This is a genomic window from Micromonospora sp. LZ34, assembly GCF_052981855.1.
Genome location: NZ_JBRIQN010000012.1, coordinates 124,711 through 141,486, shown reverse-complemented (window position 1 = coordinate 141,486; position 16,776 = coordinate 124,711). Strand labels below are relative to the sequence as shown.

Here is a 16,776-nt window from a genome sequence, read left to right as displayed (position 1 = left end):
GGTGCGGCACATGACGCGTGCGGGGCTGACCGCTGAGCGCCTGACCCTTGCGGCGGCGGAGCTGGCCGACGAGGTCGGCTTCGAGAACGTGACGGTCTCGGCGCTCGCGCGCCGCTTCAGCGTCAAGGACGCGAGCCTGTACTCCCACATCAAGAACGCACAGGACCTGCGGATCAGGGTGGCGTTGCTGGCCCTGGCCGAACTCGCCGACCGGGTCGCCGCCGCGCTCGCCGGCCGCGCCGGCAAGGACGCGCTGGTGGCCTTCGCGAACGCCTACCGGGACTACGCGAAGCAGCATCCGGGCAGGTACGCCGCGATGCAGCAGGAGTTCGACCCGGAGACGGCGGCCGCCAGCGCGGGCCCCCGGCACGCGGAGATGACGCGGGCGATCCTGCGCGGCTACCGGCTGTCCGAGCCCGATCAGACGGACGCGGTACGGATGATGCACAGCACGTTCCACGGATTCGTGACCCTGGAGCGGACGGGGGGCTTCCGACACCATCCGCGTACGGCAAACGCCTCGTGGTCCCGGACCCTGGACGCCCTCGACGCCCTGCTCAGGAACTGGCCGCCGCAGTGACCTCGGGTGAAGCGGACTCGCAGCGCGTTCCAGCACAGCCATTGCTGACGTCGTATCCTGACCAACTTTGACGCGCTCGGAGGTTGAGTTGGCTGAGAATCCGCCGGAGGTCACGCAGCGCTTCCACGGCACCGCCGAGCAACTGGCCGCCGCGCTGGTCGGCGAGGCGCCGAGGACGTGGCAGTCCATCGTCATCGAGGATTACGACCCGGCCTGGGTGGACCGCTTCGCCGCCGCCAGCTCGTTGCTCAACGACGCTCTGCGCGGCCAGATCGTCGGCCTTGAACACGTCGGGTCCACATCGGTGCCCGGCCTGGCGGCAAAGCCCGTCATCGACATCGATCTGCTCGTCGAGGACACGACGGAAGAGGACCGCTACCTCCCCGCCCTCGAACGGATCGGGTACCGCCTTGTCCTTCGCGAGCCATGGTGGCACGGGCACCGGATGCTGGTCAGCACCGCGGAGGACGTCAATCTTCACGTCTGGCCGCGCGAAGCGCCCGAACCTGTCCGGCACCGGCTCTTCCGCGACTGGCTGCGCTCGCACCCGGAAGACCGGGAGCTCTACGCCGCGACCAAGCGGCGCCTCGCGCGGGACACCGCGCACCGGCCTGGCGACTACAGCCTGGCGAAGAACGACGTCATCGACGCCATCTATGGGCGCATCTTCGCAGCAACGGCCGAGGAGAGCCGAGGCTGACCCCGAGCCGCCTTCGGTGGGTCAGACGGCGGTGAGCAGCGCGTCGAGCGGCCGCGGCAAGGTGTCCCGGCCAACTGCTGCCTCGACGAGCAGGCGTGCGTAGCGCTGGTTACGACGCGAGCTGCTGCGCAGGAACCGCCACATCTGTGCTTCGGGCTCCCGGCCGCGCCAGGCGGGCTGGCTCTGGAACGAGCGGAACAATCGGAGGTCGCCCTGCGAGTCGAAGAGCGCTTCGACCTGCGCGGCGCCCAGGGCGCGGATCAGCTCCTCCTCCAGATCCTTGACGCAGACGTAGAACCCGAGGTGCTCCATGTCGGTGCGGGTGCGGGGTGAGCCACCATGGGTCACGTCCAGTGCGCGCCGGAACACCTCCTCCTCACGCAGGTCGCACAGACCGGCAAGTCGCAGCCGGGCGCTCAGCGGGGCCAACGTCGTCAGGAAGCGGCCGATTGCATGCGCTCCGCCGATCGGCACGATCACCACCCGCTCCGCCTCGAGATCCCGGCCGCGGCCCGTTGCGGCCGTTTCCAGGGCAATCTGGTCGCTGATGCCCTCGACGAGCACCACGGCCGCTGCAGACTCGACCTTCGCCAGGGCGTGGGCCGTCGCCCGGATCGAGGCGGCATTGCCACCCAGGTGGCCATCGAGCGACCCGGCGGTGGATGTATCAGCGCGTCGGGTCGTGGTCATGGCCGCAATCATCGGTGATACGCCTATCGGCCGACCAGGGATTTAACCCCGGCCCATCTCGTCGACAAGCTCAGCGCGGCCAGGCGGTCATGGCACAGAGACATGGACCGCACTCACCCAACAAGCCGTCGCACCCTAGCTTTGCTAGCGGACCAGGGTATTTCGAGAGCATTTCGCGGCTTTGGTCGTGCACGTCGCATGCCGTGTCGTCGGAGAACAGGATGGGTCCCCAGGCGCCCCTGTCACCTTCCCTGCGTGCACCTCTGCGGGCCTGGTTGACTCTGTTGGCGAATCCGTCCCGCCGCCAGAATCTCTGATTCAGGACCCGAGTCGATCTACGGTAGCCTCGCGGCATGGGTTCAACCTGGTCGATGATCCAGCGGTTTGGTCTGTTGTGGATCGTTGCAGTGCTGTTCCTTGTGCTATTTGCGCACGGACTACGTGCCGAGTACCTGCCGATTGAGGCGCTCACCGCCAGCGTCTGGGCGGCGCTCCTCGGCATGGGCGCATTTCTGGCGAGCCGGCTGGCGAGGTGGGGGCACGCCAAGAGTGCCGTCGTGCTGCTGTGCGTCGCGGCCCTATTGGCCTGCGATGTGGCGGTCGTCGTCGATAGTGCGTTGATCTACGACGGGGCCGGTTACTGGACGCTCAACGATGGTGTTGGTCTGCCGTATTCATACGCGGCGCTGTGGTACCCGGCCTCGCTGCTGCCGTCGTCGTTGGATATCTTTGGCGTCGATCAAACGACTATCACCGCAGGCGATTTCGAGTGGCAGACGGAGCACATCGCTCCTGTGGCCGTGGTGCTGACCATCGCGTCAGCCGTCTTCATCGCTTCCGTGGGCAGGGCCCTGTTCGAAGGCCGGCAGGCCAGCCCGGAGTTCCGGCCGGGACGGGCCGATTCATAACTCTGTCGACGGCTACAGTCACCCGCTGGCCATCTCTGGGGCCCGTCAGCCCCGCCGCCCAACACCGACGGGGCGAATTCGGCAACAGAGTCCTGGTTAACCTGCCACAGGTTCCGACCAACCGACGACCGCCAACGCCCATAGACGGCCTGGAATACGGCGAGGTTGCAGCCTTGATCGAGGCTGCGACCTGGTGGGCGACGGACGAGTCGAACTGCACGCCGGATTCTCGTAGTGGCACAGGCTCTGAGCTGGGCGAACGTCACCAGCAAGGCGGTGGGTCAGGCGATGGGCCGCCGTGGTGGTCGAGCTTGGTGCGCAGCGTGCCGGCGAAGCCTTCTGCCATGGCGAGTTGATCCCGGAGCGTGGTGACCCGGGTGGCGGCGGCGGTGTGGAACATGCCGAGCCGGTCGAGGAGTTCGGCCCGGTCGGCGCCGGTAGCGGTGTCGAGGGCGTCGAGGACGGCGAGAAGATCGCGCATCTCATCGAGGGTGAACCCGAGGGGCTTCATCCGCTTCACCACCGCGAGGCGGTCGAGGTCGGATTCGGTGTAGAGACGGAAGCCGCCCTCACTGCGGGCGGAGGGCACGATGAGGCCGGCTTCCTCGTAGTGGCGGATGGTGCGGATGCTGAGCCCGACCCGCTCGGCGGCCTCCCCAATTTGCATTAACCGACCGGCGGCCGGGCCAGAGGCGTTGTGCTCCGGTTCGGCACCGCGGCTCGCAGCGGCGGCCATCAGTGACCGACGCCGAGCTGCCCGGCGAGGGTGTCGTGGATGCGGGCGCTGGGCTTGTTCAACTCGACAATCTCCACGGCCTTGCCTCGGGCGGCGTACTTAGTGGTGATCGCGTCCAGAGCGGCGACCGAAGAGGCATCCCAGACGTGCGCGTGGGTCATGTCGATCACCACGTTGTCAGGGTCGCCCGCGTAGTCGAACTGACCGACCAGGTCGTTGCTGGAGGCGAAGAACAGCTCACCATGCACGGAGTAGATCCGGGTGGTGCCGTCCGGGTCAAGCACGCTGGTGACCTCGACCAGGTGAGCGACTCGACGCGCGAAGATCACCATGGCGGTGAGCACGCCAACGACGACGCCGATGGCCAGGTTGTGGGTCGCCAGGGTGGTCGCGACGGTGGCCAGCATGACGATCGTCTCGCCGTACGGCATCCGTTTCAGCGTCTTCGGGGCGACGGAGTGCCAGTCGAACGTCGACACCGCCACAACGATCATCACGGCGACCAGGGCGGCCATCGGGATCACCGCGACGACGTCGCCGAGCGCGACGACCAGGACCAGGAGGAACGCACCTGCCAGGAAGGTCGACAGCCGGGTACGGGCACCGGACGCCTTGACGTTGATCATCGTCTGACCGATCATCGCGCAGCCACCCATACCACCGAAGAACCCGGTGACGATGTTGGCGACGCCCTGTCCCCAGGACTCTCGGGTCTTGTTGGAGTGCGTGTCGGTGATGTCGTCGACGAGCTTGGCGGTCATCAGCGACTCCATCAGCCCGACCAGCGCCACACCCAGGGCGTATGGCGCGATAAGGGTGAGGGTGTCCAGCGTCCAGGGCACCTGCGGAACACCGAGGGTGGGCAGGCTGTCCGGAAGGGCGCCCTCGTTCCCGACGGTCGGCACGGCTACGCCGACAGCCACCGTGACGATGGTCAGCAGGACGATCGCCACCAGCGGCGCGGGGATCGCTCTGGTGAGCCGGGGCAGCCCGACCATGATCGCCAGGGCAACGGCGACGAGCGGGTAGACCAGCCACGGCACGCCGAGTAGCTGCGGGACCTGAGCAGCGAAGATCAGGATCGCAAGGGCATTGACGAAGCCGACCATGACGCTACGCGGGATGAACCGCATCAGCTTCGCCACGCCAAGCACCGCGAGTAGAACCTGGATCGCGCCACCTAGGATCACCGCCGCGATCAGGTAGTCCAAGCCGTGCTCCTTGACCAGCGGCGCAACGACCAGTGCGATGGCACCGGTCGCGGCGGAGATCATCGCCGGACGACCACCGCAAATCGCGATCGTGACCGCCATCGTGAACGAGGCGAACAGGCCCACCCGAGGATCGACCCCGGCCAGGATCGAAAAGGAGATCGCCTCGGGAATCAAGGCGAGAGCGACGACCAAGCCGGCGAGAACCTCGGTGCGGAACACCTTTGGCGACAGCAAGGACGGACGGGACAGGCGCGGCCGGGACACCGCAGACAAAACAGAAGACATGCAGCCATTTCCATTCAGGCGCACCCAGCCGGGCGCACAGCAACCGCCCAGGTCGGGGCAGACGACTACAGAACGATCAGCGACGGCCGCACCAGATCCTCCAGATCCGGGCCTCATCGCCCAAGACGCGGCACGGTCGTCAAGGAGACCTGTCGGTCAGACCCTGACGACCCCGACAGACGCTACCCTTCCGTAAGGGGAGAGTCGGGCGTGCGTGGTGATCATCACCTCTGCCGTTTGGTCTGAGGCAGCCCGGGGCCGTCTCTGGGCCGTCGAGCGCGGACCAACAACGACCGACGACGACCAGCGGTGCCCGAAGAAACAGCAGGCCAGCCGCATGCGAGGCGGCTGACCTGGTGGGCGACGGACGAGTCGACCTGTACGCCGGATTCTGTGACCGACACGCGCCCCGAAGGGCCCGCGCCGGCGGCGGCCATCCATCTCGGCCTACCGTCGCCGGCAGGCTCCAGCGGCCTACCCGCAGACATCGGGCGGGCCACCCTCAAGCGTCTGCGCGGATCGTCATCCTGCGGGCGACGACCCATTCTTGGCCTTGCTCCGGGTGGGGTTTACCGAGCCACCCCGGTCACCCGGGGTGCTGGTGGGCTCTTACCCCACCGTTTCACCCTTACCGTCCCCGTTGGGGCCGGCGGTCTGTTTTCTGTGGCACTGTCCCGCGGGTCACCCCGGGTTGCCGTTAGCAACCACCCTGCCCTGTGGAGTCCGGACGTTCCTCGGCGGCGGGCCGGAGCCCGCCGACGCGACCGCCCGGTCGACTCGTCCGTCGCGCACTCATCCTAACGACGTGGCGGCGGCACCCATTTCCGCCCCGGCGCGCGGCAGCGGGAATATCTCAGGGGCCGGCGGATCGCCCCGTGTCGACCGCCGGCCCCTGAGATCGACTCCGTGAGCGCCTCACCAGTTCCACACGAGCGACTCGTTGAAGATCCGCTCGCCCTTCGCCGGCTCACGCAGCGTCCCGGAGCCCACCACCTTCCCGTCGCCGTCCACCGCGCGCAGGGTCACCTGCGCGCCGAGCGGCAGGGTCAGCAGCGCCGCGCCACCGCGTACCCCGGCCGTGGCACGGACCTGGCCGCCCGCGACCGCCTCGACCCGGACGGCCTCCCGGCGCGGGACCACCAGCAGGCGTTCGGTGAGGGCGGCATGGCCGTCGACCAGCGCCGGCACGCGGACCGCGGCCAGGTCGTACGCGACGCTGGTGCCGGTGGCCACCAGCGGGAGGGGTTCACGGCCGAATCCTTCAACCCGCGGGATGTCGGGCCGGGTCTCGCCGGGCCCGGCCAGCGCGAGCCGCCCGCCCTCCCCGGAGCCGAGTTGCAGGACCAGTGGGCCGTCACCGGGCGGGCCGACCAGGACGGCGTCCCGGGCGTCGAGCTGGCCGGCCCAGCGCACCTCGGGCGGCATGACGCCGCCCACCAGGCCGCTGTCGTCCACCAGCTTCCGGTACGCGGTGTCCGCGCCCCGCGCCGCCCGCCAGTCGGCCGTCGGCGAAAGGTTCCGCCGGCCGTCCCGGGGGTCGTCCATCCCCGCCCATCGGGTCTCGACGGTGAAGAGCCGGACGCCGACGGGACCGGCCTGCCGGAGCTGACCGTCGCACTCGACCCGCCACCAGCCGCGGGCCAGGCTCCACTCGACCAGCAGGTGGTCGCCGCCGGGTGCGGGCTGCCAGCGCCGCTGCACGCCGGCCCACAGCTGCGCCGAGCGGGCGTAGGAGACGGTGCACCCGGACGGCGCCAACCCGAGCAGCCAGGTGTGCTCGGTATTGCCGTCGCGGTAGCTCGCGTCCAGCACGGCGAAAGGGGTCGGTCGCACGTTTATCGTGGCGTTGCCCCGGAGCATGTCCCGGGGTGAAGCCCCGGCCCGGGCCTGCAGGGTGACCAGCGCGGCATGGGTGTCGGAGTGGTAGGCCAGGACGACGGTGCGGAAGCGCGCGGTGTCGTCGGCCCAGAGCACCTTCACCGTCGACAACTCCGTGCCCATCCGCAGCCAGTCGTCGTCGTCCCGGCGGGCGAGGCGGGTCAGCTCGGTCAGGAAGGCCCGGTCACCGGCCAGGCTTCCCCGGGCGGGCGAGTTGATCAGACGCCAGGTCCACTCCGAGTCGACCGGGTAGCCGTGGCTGACGGTCCTGCCGTCGTCGGACCGTTCGTCCAGGCCCGCCGCGCTGAGGGCCGCCGGGCCGGCCAGCGCGGCGGCGAGGACCGCGGCCGCCGCCGCCCAGAGGCCCGCGAGGCGACGCCGCCGGCGCCGTCGGGCGTGCCGCATCAGGCGGCCGTACGGGTCCTCGTCCGGCACCACCGTCCCGGCGATCCGGGCCAGCCCGGTACGGAGTTCGTCCACGCTCATGCCCGCTCCCCCATCAGCTCGCCGGTGACTCCCGACCGGCCGGCCGGCGGGTGCAGCACCCCACGGAGCCGGGTCAGCCCCCGCGCCGCCTGGCTCTTCACCGTCCCCACCGAGCACCCCATCGCCGCCGCCACGTCGGCCTCGGAGAGGTCCTCCCAGTAGCGCAGCACCAGCACCGCCCGCATCCGGGCGGGCAGCCGGTCCAGCGCGGCCAGCAGTTCGTCGCGGACGGCGACCGCGTCGGTGACGTCCGGGCCGGCCCGGTCCGGCACCACGGAGGTGAGCAGTTCCCGCAGGCCGATCCGCCGCCAGCGGCTGGTGCGTTCGTTGATCATCGCCCGGCGGACGTACGCCATCGGCTCGTCGACCGTGCGCCAGTGCCGCATCACCTTTAGCAGCGCGTCGTGCACCAGGTCCTGCGCGGCGTCCCGGCTGCCGGTCAGCAGGTACGCGGTGCGCAGCAGGTCGCCGTAGCGCACCTCGACGAACTCCCGGAAATCGGCGTCATGCACACGCCGCCCCTTGGTCATGACCGGTCATGGTGCCGCTTCCTTTCCCCGGGGCCGTCTCAACCGGTACGACGCGACACCGGGCCGGAAGGTTGAGAGGCGCGGCAGCACCGCTCCGGCGGCCGCCCGGGGCGCGTACTAGCCTCTGGGGACCATGGATCTCTCCGACGCCGCGCTGCTGCTCGTCGCCGGTCTCGCCGCGGGCACGGTGAACGCGGTGGCCGGCGGGGGCTCGCTCATCACGTTCCCCGCGATGCTCGCGGTCGGGCTGCCGCCGGTGCCGGCCAACGTCAGCAACTCGGTGGCGGTCTTCCCCGGCTACGTGGCCAGCGTGGCGGGCAGCCGGGTCGACCTGCCGCGCGGCCGGGCGCTGGCCACCCTGGTGCCCACCACGATCGTCGGCACGATCGCCGGGGCGCTGTTGCTGCTGGCCACCCCGGCCCGGGCGTTCGAGCTGGTGGTGCCGTTCCTGGTGCTCGGGGCGACGGCGCTGCTGGCCTTCCAGGACCCGCTGCGCCGGCTGGTCGGGCATCCGCGCGACCTGTCGCCGCGCCGCCGTACGGTCGTCGTGCAGACCATGGTCGCGCTCGGCGCGGTGTACGGCGGCTACTTCGGCGCGGCGCTCGGGGTGATGCTGGTCGCCGGCCTGGCCCTGGTGCTGGACGCCACGCTGGCCCGGGTGAGCGCGATCAAGAACCTGCTCTCCGCCGTGGTCGGGTTGACCACGCTGGTGGTCTTCGCGCTCTTCGGCCCGGTGAACTGGGCGGCGGTCGGGCTGGTCGCGCCGGCCACGCTGGTCGGCGGGTACGCTGGCGCCCGGCTGGTCCGCCGGCTGCCGTCGGTGGTGCTCAGGACGCTCATCGTCACGTTCGGCACGGTGATCGGGCTCTACCTGCTCGTCCGCGCGCTGGCCTGACCGGCTCGGTACGCCGCGCCGACCGGCTCCTGCGGCGCGTGCTCGGCGCGGGCGGCGGCCCGGACAGGGCGATGCCGCCGGGTCGTCAGGACGACCCAGCGGCATCACGTCCACTGCGGCACCACCCACTCGAGCACGCCGCGCCCGGCCCCCGGCCGGTCAGCCGGGTGCCGGGGGTGCTCAGGCGACCGGTTCCGGCGCCGCGTCGGCGTCCCGGCGCTCGCCCGGGGTCACCCGCGGGTCGCCCTCGTCGGCGAAGTAGTCGTCCGGCGTGGTGCCGTCGACCCCCTCGCGTACCTTCACCGCCCGCAGGATCAGCGTCACGATCGCCGCCACCAGCAGGTTCACCAGGACGGCCACGATGCCGACGTAGATCGTCCGAGTGGTGTCGAAGCCGAACTTCTCCAACGGGAAGGCCGAGCCGGCGAAGTGCTTCCGGGTCGGGCTGGAGATCTGGTAGAGCATCCACATCCCGAGCCCCATGCCGGCCACCCAGCCGGCGATCAGCGCGCCCCGGTGGAACCAGCGGGTGTAGAGGCCCAGCGCCACCGCCGGCAGCGTCTGGAGGATGATCACGCCGCCGATCAGCTGGAGGTCGATGGAGAACTGCGGGTCCAGGAAGACGATGCAGGCCACCGCGCCGATCTTGACCACCAGCGAGGTGATCTTCGAGACGTTCGCCTCCTGCGCCGGGGTGGCGTCCCGCCGCAGGTACTCCTTGTAGATGTTGCGGGTGAACAGGTTCGCCGCCGCGATCGACATGATCGCCGCCGGCACCAGCGCGCCGATGCCGATGGCCGCGTACGCGACCCCGGTGAACCAGCTCGGGAACTGCTGGTCGAACAGCAGCGGCACGATGGTGTTGTTGTCCACCGTGCCCTCCTTCGCCCCCGGCAGCGGCTTCACGCCGGCCGCGATGGCCATGTAGCCGAGCAGCGCGATCAGGCCGAGCAGCAGGCTGTACGCCGGCAGCGCGGACATGTTCCGCTTGATCACGTCCCGGTTCCGGCTGGCCAGCACGCCGGTGATGCTGTGCGGGTAGAGGAAGAGCGCCAACGCCGAACCGAACGCCAGCGTGACGTACTGGAGCTGGTTGTTGGCGTTGAGCAGGATCCCGTCGCCCGGGCTCGGCGAGGCGTCGAACTTCGCGTCGGCCGCGTCGAAGATCTCGCCCCAGCCGCCGAGCTTGTACGGCAGGTACAGCACCGCCACCAGGATCACGATGTAGATCAGCGTGTCCTTGACGAAGGCGATCAGCGCCGGCGCGCGCAGCCCGGACTGGTAGGTGTACGCGGCGAGGATGGCGAACGCGATGATGATCGGCAGGTGCCGGGCGATGGTGCTCTCCCCGGTCACCCCCATGGCCTTGAGCACCGCCTCGATGCCGACCAGTTGCAGCGCGATGTACGGCATGGTGGCGACGATGCCGGTGATCGCGACCAGCAGCGCCAGCACCGGCGAGTCGAACCGGCTGCGGACGAAGTCGGCCGGCGTGACGAAGCCGTGCCGGTGCGACACCGACCAGAGCCGGCAGAGCACCAGGAAGACCAGCGGGTAGATGACGATGGTGTACGGCACGGCGAAGAAGCCCATCGCGCCCGCGCCGAACACCAGGGCCGGCACCGCGACGAAGGTGTACGCGGTGTAGAGGTCACCGCCGACCAGGAACCAGGTGATCCAGCCGCCGAAGTTGCGCCCGCCCAGGCCCCACTCGTCGAGGTGGGCCATGTCCCGCGGGGCCCGCCACCGGGCGGCCACGAACCCCATCGCGCTGACCAGCAGGAAGAGCAGCGTGAAGACGATGATCTCGGTGAGGTGGTCGCGCCACATCAGCGGTCACCCCGCTTCTTCGTGAGCTGGTAGACCACCGTCGTGGTGGTCACGCCCAGCACGATGTAGGCCAGTTGGAGCCAGTAGAACCGCGGGAAGCCGAACAGCCGTGGGCCGTCCGCGTTGAAGAACGCCGGGATCAGCGGCACCACGATCGGGATGAAGAGCAGCCAGTTCCATCCGCTCTTGTCCTTTGCCCGGGACGACCCTGTCAGGGGCGTCTCCGGTGCGGGTGTGGCCGGTTCGGGTGCGGCCATCGGACCCACCTCCAGTCGTAGCTCGGCATGTGACGGCCGGAGGCTACGACCCTGTGAGCGCCGTCACGTTCGACTGATCCACACCGCTGCGCCGAACGGCGTGCCGGCTGCGCCGAACGGCGGGTCAGGTTGGTCCACCGGTCCGTCTGACCGCCACCGGCGGCCCGCCACGCCGGGAACGACGGCCCGGACGCGGACGGGCCCGGGTGCGCCGCACCCGGGCCCGCCACCGACTCACCGCTTGACGATCACCGTTCGGCGGCCCAGAGCAGGGCGCGGCCGAGTTGCGGCTGCAGGCCCTTGGGGTGCAGGCGGAACGTCGGGTCGGTGCCGAACAGCACCACGCCGTTGCCCCCGGCGGTCACCCCACGGACGATGCTGGCCTGGTTGGCCGCCGCACCCTGGCCGCCGACGCCCTCGGTGGCCCACCAGCCGGAGAGCAGCGGGTCCGCGGCGTACGACTGCTCGACGCTGACCCCGGAGCCCAGGTTGGTGAACCAGACCGGCTGGCTGATGAACGAGTGCCCGGTGGCGCCGGCGGTGACCGGTCCGCCGCTGTTCCCCACGTTGGCCACCCCGCTGGCCAGGCTCGGGCCGGCGGTGGCGGTCACCGACAGCAGCCCGGCGGCGTTGCTGAAGCCGGCCCCCGGGGTGCCCAGGCCGACGACGCCGCCGCCGCGGGCGAGGAAGGCGTCCAGGGCGGCCCGGTTCTCCGCCGTCAGGTTCGCCAGGTTGACGGTGCTGGCGACGAGGAGCACGTCGACGTCGTCGGTCAGGCTGGTGCTGAGCGTGGCGGCGGTCAGGGCACGGGCCGGGAAGCCGAGGTCGGCCAGCGTGTCCCGCTCCTCCACCGTGCCGAGGTGCCCGACGACCACCTCGTCCAGCCGGGTCCCGCTCCAGCCGGCCGGCGCGCGGTCGAAGGTCACCCCGTGGGCACGGACCTCGGCGCGGGCCAGCTTCCGGTTGGCCGGCGTGCCGGGTACGACCATCGAACCGTCGGCGAGGCGGTGCACCGCGACGCCCCGGCTCAGCAGCGAGTTGACCGCCAACAGGTCCGCGGCGTCGCGCAGGTCGAGGCGCAGGTCACCGTCGCCCGGCGGAAGATACCCCTCGGCCCGCCCGTCGTAGGTCCGCTCCAGCCGCACGTCGGGCAGTTCGTCCCAGACGGTGTCCACGGTGGCGCCCCAGGTCAGTCCCTGGCTCCAGGCGGCCGGGCCGGCGTAGAGGTCGTCGACCCGGTCGGTGATGTCGGCGCCCGGTTCGAGCAGCGAGTTGACCAGGCCCCGCTTGGGCTGGTGCAGGTCGACCACGTACGAGCCGGCCGGGTAGGCCCGGCCGGCCGCGGTGAACGGCTTCTTCGCCCGCCACACCCGGCCACCGCTGCCGATCAACAGGTCGACGAGGCGGGCGGCGGCCGGCTCCGACCGCTGGCCGGCGCCGGTCGGGATGACGTACGCGCGGGGGAAGGTGGTGCGGTAGTCGTCCTCGGGCCCCCAGCCCGGCACGTAGCCGTCGGGGATGTCGCGCAGCGGCTCGCCCGCCCAGCCGCGCCGGTAGACCTCGGCCTGGTCGTGCAGCACCTCGGCCCGGTGCTCCTGGATGTACCGCAGGGAGGTCCGGATCGCCACCTCGTGCACGTCGGTGTTGATCCCCGAGCGGCGCACCCGCTCCTGCGGCGTGAGGGTGCTGCCGCGCGGGTTCAGCGGGGCCTCGATGGTGTACGGAATGCTGCTCTGCAGCATCGCGAAGGACGGCACGTAGATCGGCGGGAAGTCGTCCCACACGCCGGGCTCGTCGTCCCGGAACGGGATGCGGGCCCGCTGGGTCTCGGCGTACCCGAGGCCGCGCAGGTCCGCCTCGATCGCCAGGGCGTTCGGCAGGCCGTGCTTGATGTAGAGGTCGTACTCGTTGTTGACGTTGTGCGGCGGGGTGCTGGGGTGCAGCAGCGTCGGGCTGACGTAGCCGTGCAGGTCGAGCGTGATGATCGGCTTCGTGTCGATGATCAGCTCGCGGATCAGGTTGGTCTCCGGCTGCGCGACGATGGTGAGATCCCGGTTCAGGTCGTAGCCGGCGGAGTTCGCCCGGGTGCCGGCGACCCGGCCGTCCGGGTTCGAGGTGATGTTGAAGACCAGCCGGTTGCGCTGCAGCAGCCGGGCCACCTCGGGGCTGGTGTCGGTGGCCAGGTCCTCGATCACCCGCAGCGCCGCGTCGGTGCCCTCCCACTCGTTGCCGTGGATGTTGGCGTTGACGAAGAGCGGGGTCTTGTACCCGGCGAGCAGCGCGGCGTCCTGCTGGGCCCGGGCCGGCTCGTCCTCGATGCGACGCTTCCAGACCTCCTGCTGCCGGGCCTCGGCGCGACTCTCCGGCGCGGTCACCGTGACCGCGTACAGGTCGTAGCCGCCGGCGGACCTCCCGGCCACCCGGGCGGAGACCCGGTCGCTGGCGGCCTGGAGGGCGTTCAGCTTCGGGGCGATGTCGTCGTAGGGGATGACGCCGATCGGGATCGAGGCGTCGGCCGGGTTGTCCGGCCAGACCGGCAGGACGTGCTGCTGGGGATAGCCCCGCACATCGGCGAGGTCGGTGGCGCGCGGCGGCACCGCCGGCAGCGCCGAGGCGACGGCGGGCGCGGTCAGCGCCGCCGTCGCGAGCACCGACGCGGTCAACACGGTGGCGGTGAGCCGGGAAAGGTGTCTACGGACCAACAAGGACACATCTCCTGTCCTGAGGAGGGGTGCGCACAGGCGGACGCACCGCAGGGCCGGAGACCCGCGGCGTCGGGGTTACGCCAGCAGCGTGCGAGGAAGGGTGGAACCCGGCGTCAGAGGGAGCGTCGACAGGCGGCGCTGGCGACGCGCAGCAGGTCGATGTGACCCCGCTTCGTCAGGTGAACGCTTCGCACGAAACCGATCTTCACCGGCCGCCGGTGCACTGTCAACAAGTTCCCGGATCGTCCACGGTGGCCTCCGCCACCGTCCCGGTTCCTGGGAGTCAGGCGAGCTCGACCAGGTGGGCGGTCTCGTTGACGGTGCGGACCGCGACGCCGCCGTCGGGCCAGACGTCCAGCACCGAGATGCCGGCCGCGTCCAGGAAGAGCCGGTGCAGGAAGGCGTCGCCGGCGGCGAGCGCGTCGCGCAACGCCAGCTTGATCGGCGAGACGTGGGAGACCACCACGACGGTCTCCCCGGGGTACGCCTCGACCAGCGCGTCCACCGCCCGGCGGGTGCGCTCGGCCACCGCCGTGAACGACTCCCCGTCCGGCGGGGCCACCCGGGCGGAGGCGAGCCAGGCGTCCATCTCGCCGGCCCACCGCTCGCGTACCTCGGCGAAGGTGCGCCCCTCCCAGGCGCCGAAGTCGCACTCGATCAGGTCGTCCTCGCGGCGCACCGGCAGCCCGCCGAGCGCCCCGGCGATCGCCTCGGCGGTCGCCGTACACCGGGACAGCGGGGAACTGACCACCGCCGCGACAGCCGGCGCCAGCTCGGCCACCCGGGCGCCGGTGGCCCGGGCCTGGGCCCGGCCGCGCTCGGAGAGCGGGACGTCACCGCGACCAGAGTAGCGGCGCTGCGCGGTGTACTCGGTCTCGCCGTGGCGCACCAGGATCAGCCGGGTGGCGGTGAAGGTCGGGCGCGGCTCCCAGGAGGCGGGCGCGGTGGCCGGATCGGTGCCGGTGGTCCGCGCCGAGGCGGCGCGGGCGGCCGCCTCGCGGGTCTGCGCCCGGCCCGCCGGCCCGGGGCCGGCGACCTCGCGCGGCGGCTCCACCACCCGCGGCGGCTCGACGACCGGGACCACCGGCGCGGCGCCGGCGGCGGCGTCCATCGCGGCGTTGGCGAGGGCGTCGGCGTGCCGGTTGCGCTCCCGCGGGATCCAGCTGAACCGGACCGCGGCGAACCGCTCGACCAGCCCGGCCGCCTGGGCGGCGAGCGGGCGCAGCCCGGGGTGCTTGATCTGCCAGCGGCCGCACATCTGCTCGACCACCAGCTTCGAGTCCATCCGCGCCTCGACCTCGGCTGCACCCAGCTCGGCGGCGGCCGCTAGCCCGGCGATCAGGCCCCGGTACTCGGCCACGTTGTTGGTGGCCACCCCGATCGACTCGGAGCGCTCGGCCAGCACCTCGCCGGTGTCCGGGTCGCGGACCACCGCGCCGTAGCCGGCCGGCCCGGGGTTGCCCCTCGATCCGCCGTCGGCCTCGACGACGACCACCCGCGGCGCCACGGGGCTACAGGCCGGACTCGTTGGTGCGCACCATGATCCGCCGGCACTCCTCGCAGCGGACCACCTCGTCCGGGTCCGCCTTGCGGATCCGGGCCAGGTCCGCGCCGGAGAGTTCCAGCCGGCAGCCGCCGCACCGGCCGGCGGTGAGCAGCGCCGCGCCGAGCCCGGTGTCCTCGCGGATCTTGTCGTAGAGCCGGATCAGGTCGGCCGGGAGGTCGTCGGCGAGCGGCCGCCGGGCGGACCGCTTGAACTCCTCCTCCTTGCCGATCTCGGCCAGCGCCTCGTCCCGGCGCTGCTCGGTGGCCTCCCGCTGGTCGCGGGCCTCGGCCAGGCGCCGCTCCACGTCGTCCAGCACGGCCTGCGCGGTCTCCCGCTGCTCCATCAGCTCCAGCTCGGCGTCCTCCAGGTCGCCCTGCCGGCGGTTGAGCGACGCCAGCTCGTGCTGGAGCGCCTCCAGCTCCCGGGCCGGGCCGGTGCCGGCGGCGAGCCGCGCCTCGTCCTTGGCCTTGCGGGCCCGCACCTGGTCGATGTCCTTCTCCAGCCGGGCGATGTCCCGGTCCAGGTCGTCGACCGCCACCTGGGCGCGGACGCGCTCGTCCTCCAGCGCCGACAGCTGGCGGGCCAGCGCCTCCAGCTCGGCCCGCTCGGGCAGCGTACGGCGGCGGTGGGCGAGCTGGGTGAGCGCGGTGTCGATCGCCTGGAGGTCGAGCAGGCGGCGCTGGACCTGGGGGTCAGCCTTCACGGTCGGGGCTCCTTGTCGTCCACCGCGGATGGGGCGGCGTGTACGGTCCACGGGTCGGTGTCCCGGTCGGACACCAGCGTCTCGACACCCGGCGTCGCCCGCAGCAGGGCGGCCAGGTCGTCCAGCCACGGTCGTTCGGTCGCCCAGTGGGCGGCGTCCAGCAGGGCCGGGCCGCCGGCGGCGAGGTGCTCGCCGGCGGGATGGTGGCGCAGGTCGGCGGTGAGGTACGCGTCCACCCCGGCGGCGGCCGCGTCGGTCAGGAAGGCGTCGCCCGAGCCGCCGCTGACCGCGAGGGTACGGATCATCCGCCCGGGATCGCCGGCGGCGCGCACCCCCCAGGCGGTGACCGGGAGCACGGCGGCGGCGTGCCGGGCCAGCTCGGCGAGGGTCATCGGCTCCGGCAGCTCGCCGATCCGGCCGATTCCCCGCCCGGCGCCGTGCGCGGGCGAGCCGGGCGCGGGCGGGTGCAGCGGGCGCAGCCCGGTCAGCCCGAACCGGGCGGCCAGCGCGTCGGAGACGCCCGGCGCGGCCACGTCGGCGTTGGTGTGTGCGACGTACAGCGCCATGTCCGCCTTGATCAACTGGTGGACGATCCGCCCCTTGTACGTGGTGGGCGCCACCGAGGAGACCCCGCGCAGCAGCAGCGGGTGGTGGGCGACGATCATGCCGACGCCCGCGGCGAGCGCCTCGGCGACCGTCTCGGGCACCACGTCGACCACGCAGAGCACCCGGCGCGCCGGGGCGCAGGGCTCGCCGAGCACCAGCCCCACCCGGTCCCAGTCCTCCGCCCAGACCGGCGGGTAGCGCCGTTCCAGCTCGGCCACCACGTCGGC

The 16,776-nt window shown here is 71.7% G+C and carries 16 protein-coding genes and 1 other RNA gene; 4 read left to right on the top strand and 13 right to left on the bottom strand.

Annotated features, from left to right (window positions below; translation table 11 throughout):
• Nucleotides 1–10: 10 nt before the first annotated feature.
• Nucleotides 11–580 carry a TetR/AcrR family transcriptional regulator gene (locus ACVCAH_RS16030; protein ID WP_447136918.1) on the top strand — a complete coding sequence of 190 codons (570 nt, stop codon included), beginning with the start codon at nucleotides 11–13 and terminating at the stop codon, nucleotides 578–580.
• Between the two features lie 88 nt (nucleotides 581–668).
• Entirely contained in the window at nucleotides 669–1,280 is a 612-nt protein-coding gene (locus ACVCAH_RS16025) for a GrpB family protein (RefSeq protein ID WP_447136917.1), read from the top strand.
• A gap of 21 nt (nucleotides 1,281–1,301) precedes the next feature.
• Here ACVCAH_RS16025 and ACVCAH_RS16020 read toward each other — a convergent pair whose 3' ends face one another.
• Nucleotides 1,302–1,970 carry a TOPRIM nucleotidyl transferase/hydrolase domain-containing protein gene (locus ACVCAH_RS16020; RefSeq protein WP_447136916.1) on the bottom strand — a complete coding sequence of 223 codons (669 nt, stop codon included), beginning with the start codon at nucleotides 1,968–1,970 and terminating at the stop codon, nucleotides 1,302–1,304.
• 353 nt (nucleotides 1,971–2,323) lie between these two features.
• Between ACVCAH_RS16020 and ACVCAH_RS16015 the strand changes: the two genes are divergently transcribed.
• Nucleotides 2,324–2,878, top strand: coding sequence for a hypothetical protein (locus tag ACVCAH_RS16015; protein ID WP_447136915.1), 555 nt, complete (start codon nucleotides 2,324–2,326; stop codon nucleotides 2,876–2,878).
• 262 nt (nucleotides 2,879–3,140) lie between these two features.
• On the opposite strand, the gene ACVCAH_RS16010 is transcribed toward ACVCAH_RS16015, so the two are convergent.
• The 5 genes from ACVCAH_RS16010 to ACVCAH_RS15990 form a co-directional block, all read right to left on the bottom strand.
• Nucleotides 3,141–3,614: a MerR family transcriptional regulator gene (locus tag ACVCAH_RS16010; protein WP_447136914.1), complete on the bottom strand. Its 474-nt coding sequence runs from the start codon at nucleotides 3,612–3,614 to the stop codon at nucleotides 3,141–3,143.
• Nucleotides 3,614–5,113 (bottom strand): SulP family inorganic anion transporter, encoded by a 1,500-nt coding sequence (locus tag ACVCAH_RS16005; RefSeq protein ID WP_447136958.1) that lies wholly within the window; start codon nucleotides 5,111–5,113, stop codon nucleotides 3,614–3,616. The genes ACVCAH_RS16010 and ACVCAH_RS16005 overlap by 1 nt, the downstream gene beginning before the upstream one ends.
• Before the next feature lie 364 nt (nucleotides 5,114–5,477).
• An RNA gene (gene rnpB, locus ACVCAH_RS16000) (RNase P RNA component class A) lies at nucleotides 5,478–5,893 on the bottom strand.
• A gap of 135 nt (nucleotides 5,894–6,028) precedes the next feature.
• Entirely contained in the window at nucleotides 6,029–7,477 is a 1,449-nt protein-coding gene (locus tag ACVCAH_RS15995) for a hypothetical protein (protein ID WP_447136913.1), read from the bottom strand.
• Nucleotides 7,474–7,989 (bottom strand): SigE family RNA polymerase sigma factor, encoded by a 516-nt coding sequence (locus ACVCAH_RS15990; RefSeq protein ID WP_447136912.1) that lies wholly within the window; start codon nucleotides 7,987–7,989, stop codon nucleotides 7,474–7,476. The genes ACVCAH_RS15995 and ACVCAH_RS15990 overlap by 4 nt, the downstream gene beginning before the upstream one ends.
• Before the next feature lie 151 nt (nucleotides 7,990–8,140).
• Here ACVCAH_RS15990 and ACVCAH_RS15985 point away from each other — a divergent pair, with 151 nt between their 5' ends.
• Nucleotides 8,141–8,902 (top strand): sulfite exporter TauE/SafE family protein, encoded by a 762-nt coding sequence (locus ACVCAH_RS15985; protein WP_447136911.1) that lies wholly within the window; start codon nucleotides 8,141–8,143, stop codon nucleotides 8,900–8,902.
• Nucleotides 8,903–9,082: 180 nt separating this feature from the next.
• Here ACVCAH_RS15985 and mctP read toward each other — a convergent pair whose 3' ends face one another.
• The 7 genes from mctP to ACVCAH_RS15950 all read right to left on the bottom strand — a co-directional run bounded on the left by mctP (nucleotide 9,083) and on the right by ACVCAH_RS15950 (nucleotide 16,770).
• The gene (gene mctP / locus ACVCAH_RS15980) at nucleotides 9,083–10,732 is read right to left on the bottom strand and encodes a monocarboxylate uptake permease MctP (protein WP_447136910.1); all 1,650 of its coding nucleotides are present in this window, start codon (nucleotides 10,730–10,732) and stop codon (nucleotides 9,083–9,085) included.
• Nucleotides 10,732–10,989: a DUF3311 domain-containing protein gene (locus ACVCAH_RS15975; RefSeq protein WP_447136909.1), complete on the bottom strand. Its 258-nt coding sequence runs from the start codon at nucleotides 10,987–10,989 to the stop codon at nucleotides 10,732–10,734. Before ACVCAH_RS15975 ends, mctP begins: the two co-directional genes overlap by 1 nt.
• A 248-nt stretch (nucleotides 10,990–11,237) precedes the next feature.
• Nucleotides 11,238–13,694, bottom strand: a complete 2,457-nt coding sequence (locus tag ACVCAH_RS15970) for a M14 family zinc carboxypeptidase (RefSeq protein WP_447136908.1) — start codon at nucleotides 13,692–13,694, stop codon at nucleotides 11,238–11,240.
• Nucleotides 13,695–13,807: 113 nt separating this feature from the next.
• A complete protein-coding gene (locus tag ACVCAH_RS15965; RefSeq protein ID WP_355149468.1) occupies nucleotides 13,808–13,888 on the bottom strand; it encodes a putative leader peptide in 81 nt (26 codons plus the stop codon).
• An 89-nt stretch (nucleotides 13,889–13,977) separates the two neighbouring features.
• On the bottom strand, nucleotides 13,978–15,201 hold the full coding sequence (locus ACVCAH_RS15960; RefSeq protein WP_447136907.1) for a bifunctional RNase H/acid phosphatase: 1,224 nt from the start codon (nucleotides 15,199–15,201) through the stop codon (nucleotides 13,978–13,980).
• 4 nt (nucleotides 15,202–15,205) lie between these two features.
• Nucleotides 15,206–15,943 (bottom strand): zinc ribbon domain-containing protein, encoded by a 738-nt coding sequence (locus tag ACVCAH_RS15955; RefSeq protein ID WP_447136906.1) that lies wholly within the window; start codon nucleotides 15,941–15,943, stop codon nucleotides 15,206–15,208.
• A complete protein-coding gene (locus ACVCAH_RS15950) occupies nucleotides 15,940–16,770 on the bottom strand; it encodes a Nif3-like dinuclear metal center hexameric protein (RefSeq protein ID WP_447136957.1) in 831 nt (276 codons plus the stop codon). The genes ACVCAH_RS15955 and ACVCAH_RS15950 overlap by 4 nt, the downstream gene beginning before the upstream one ends.
• Nucleotides 16,771–16,776: the final 6 nt, after the last annotated feature.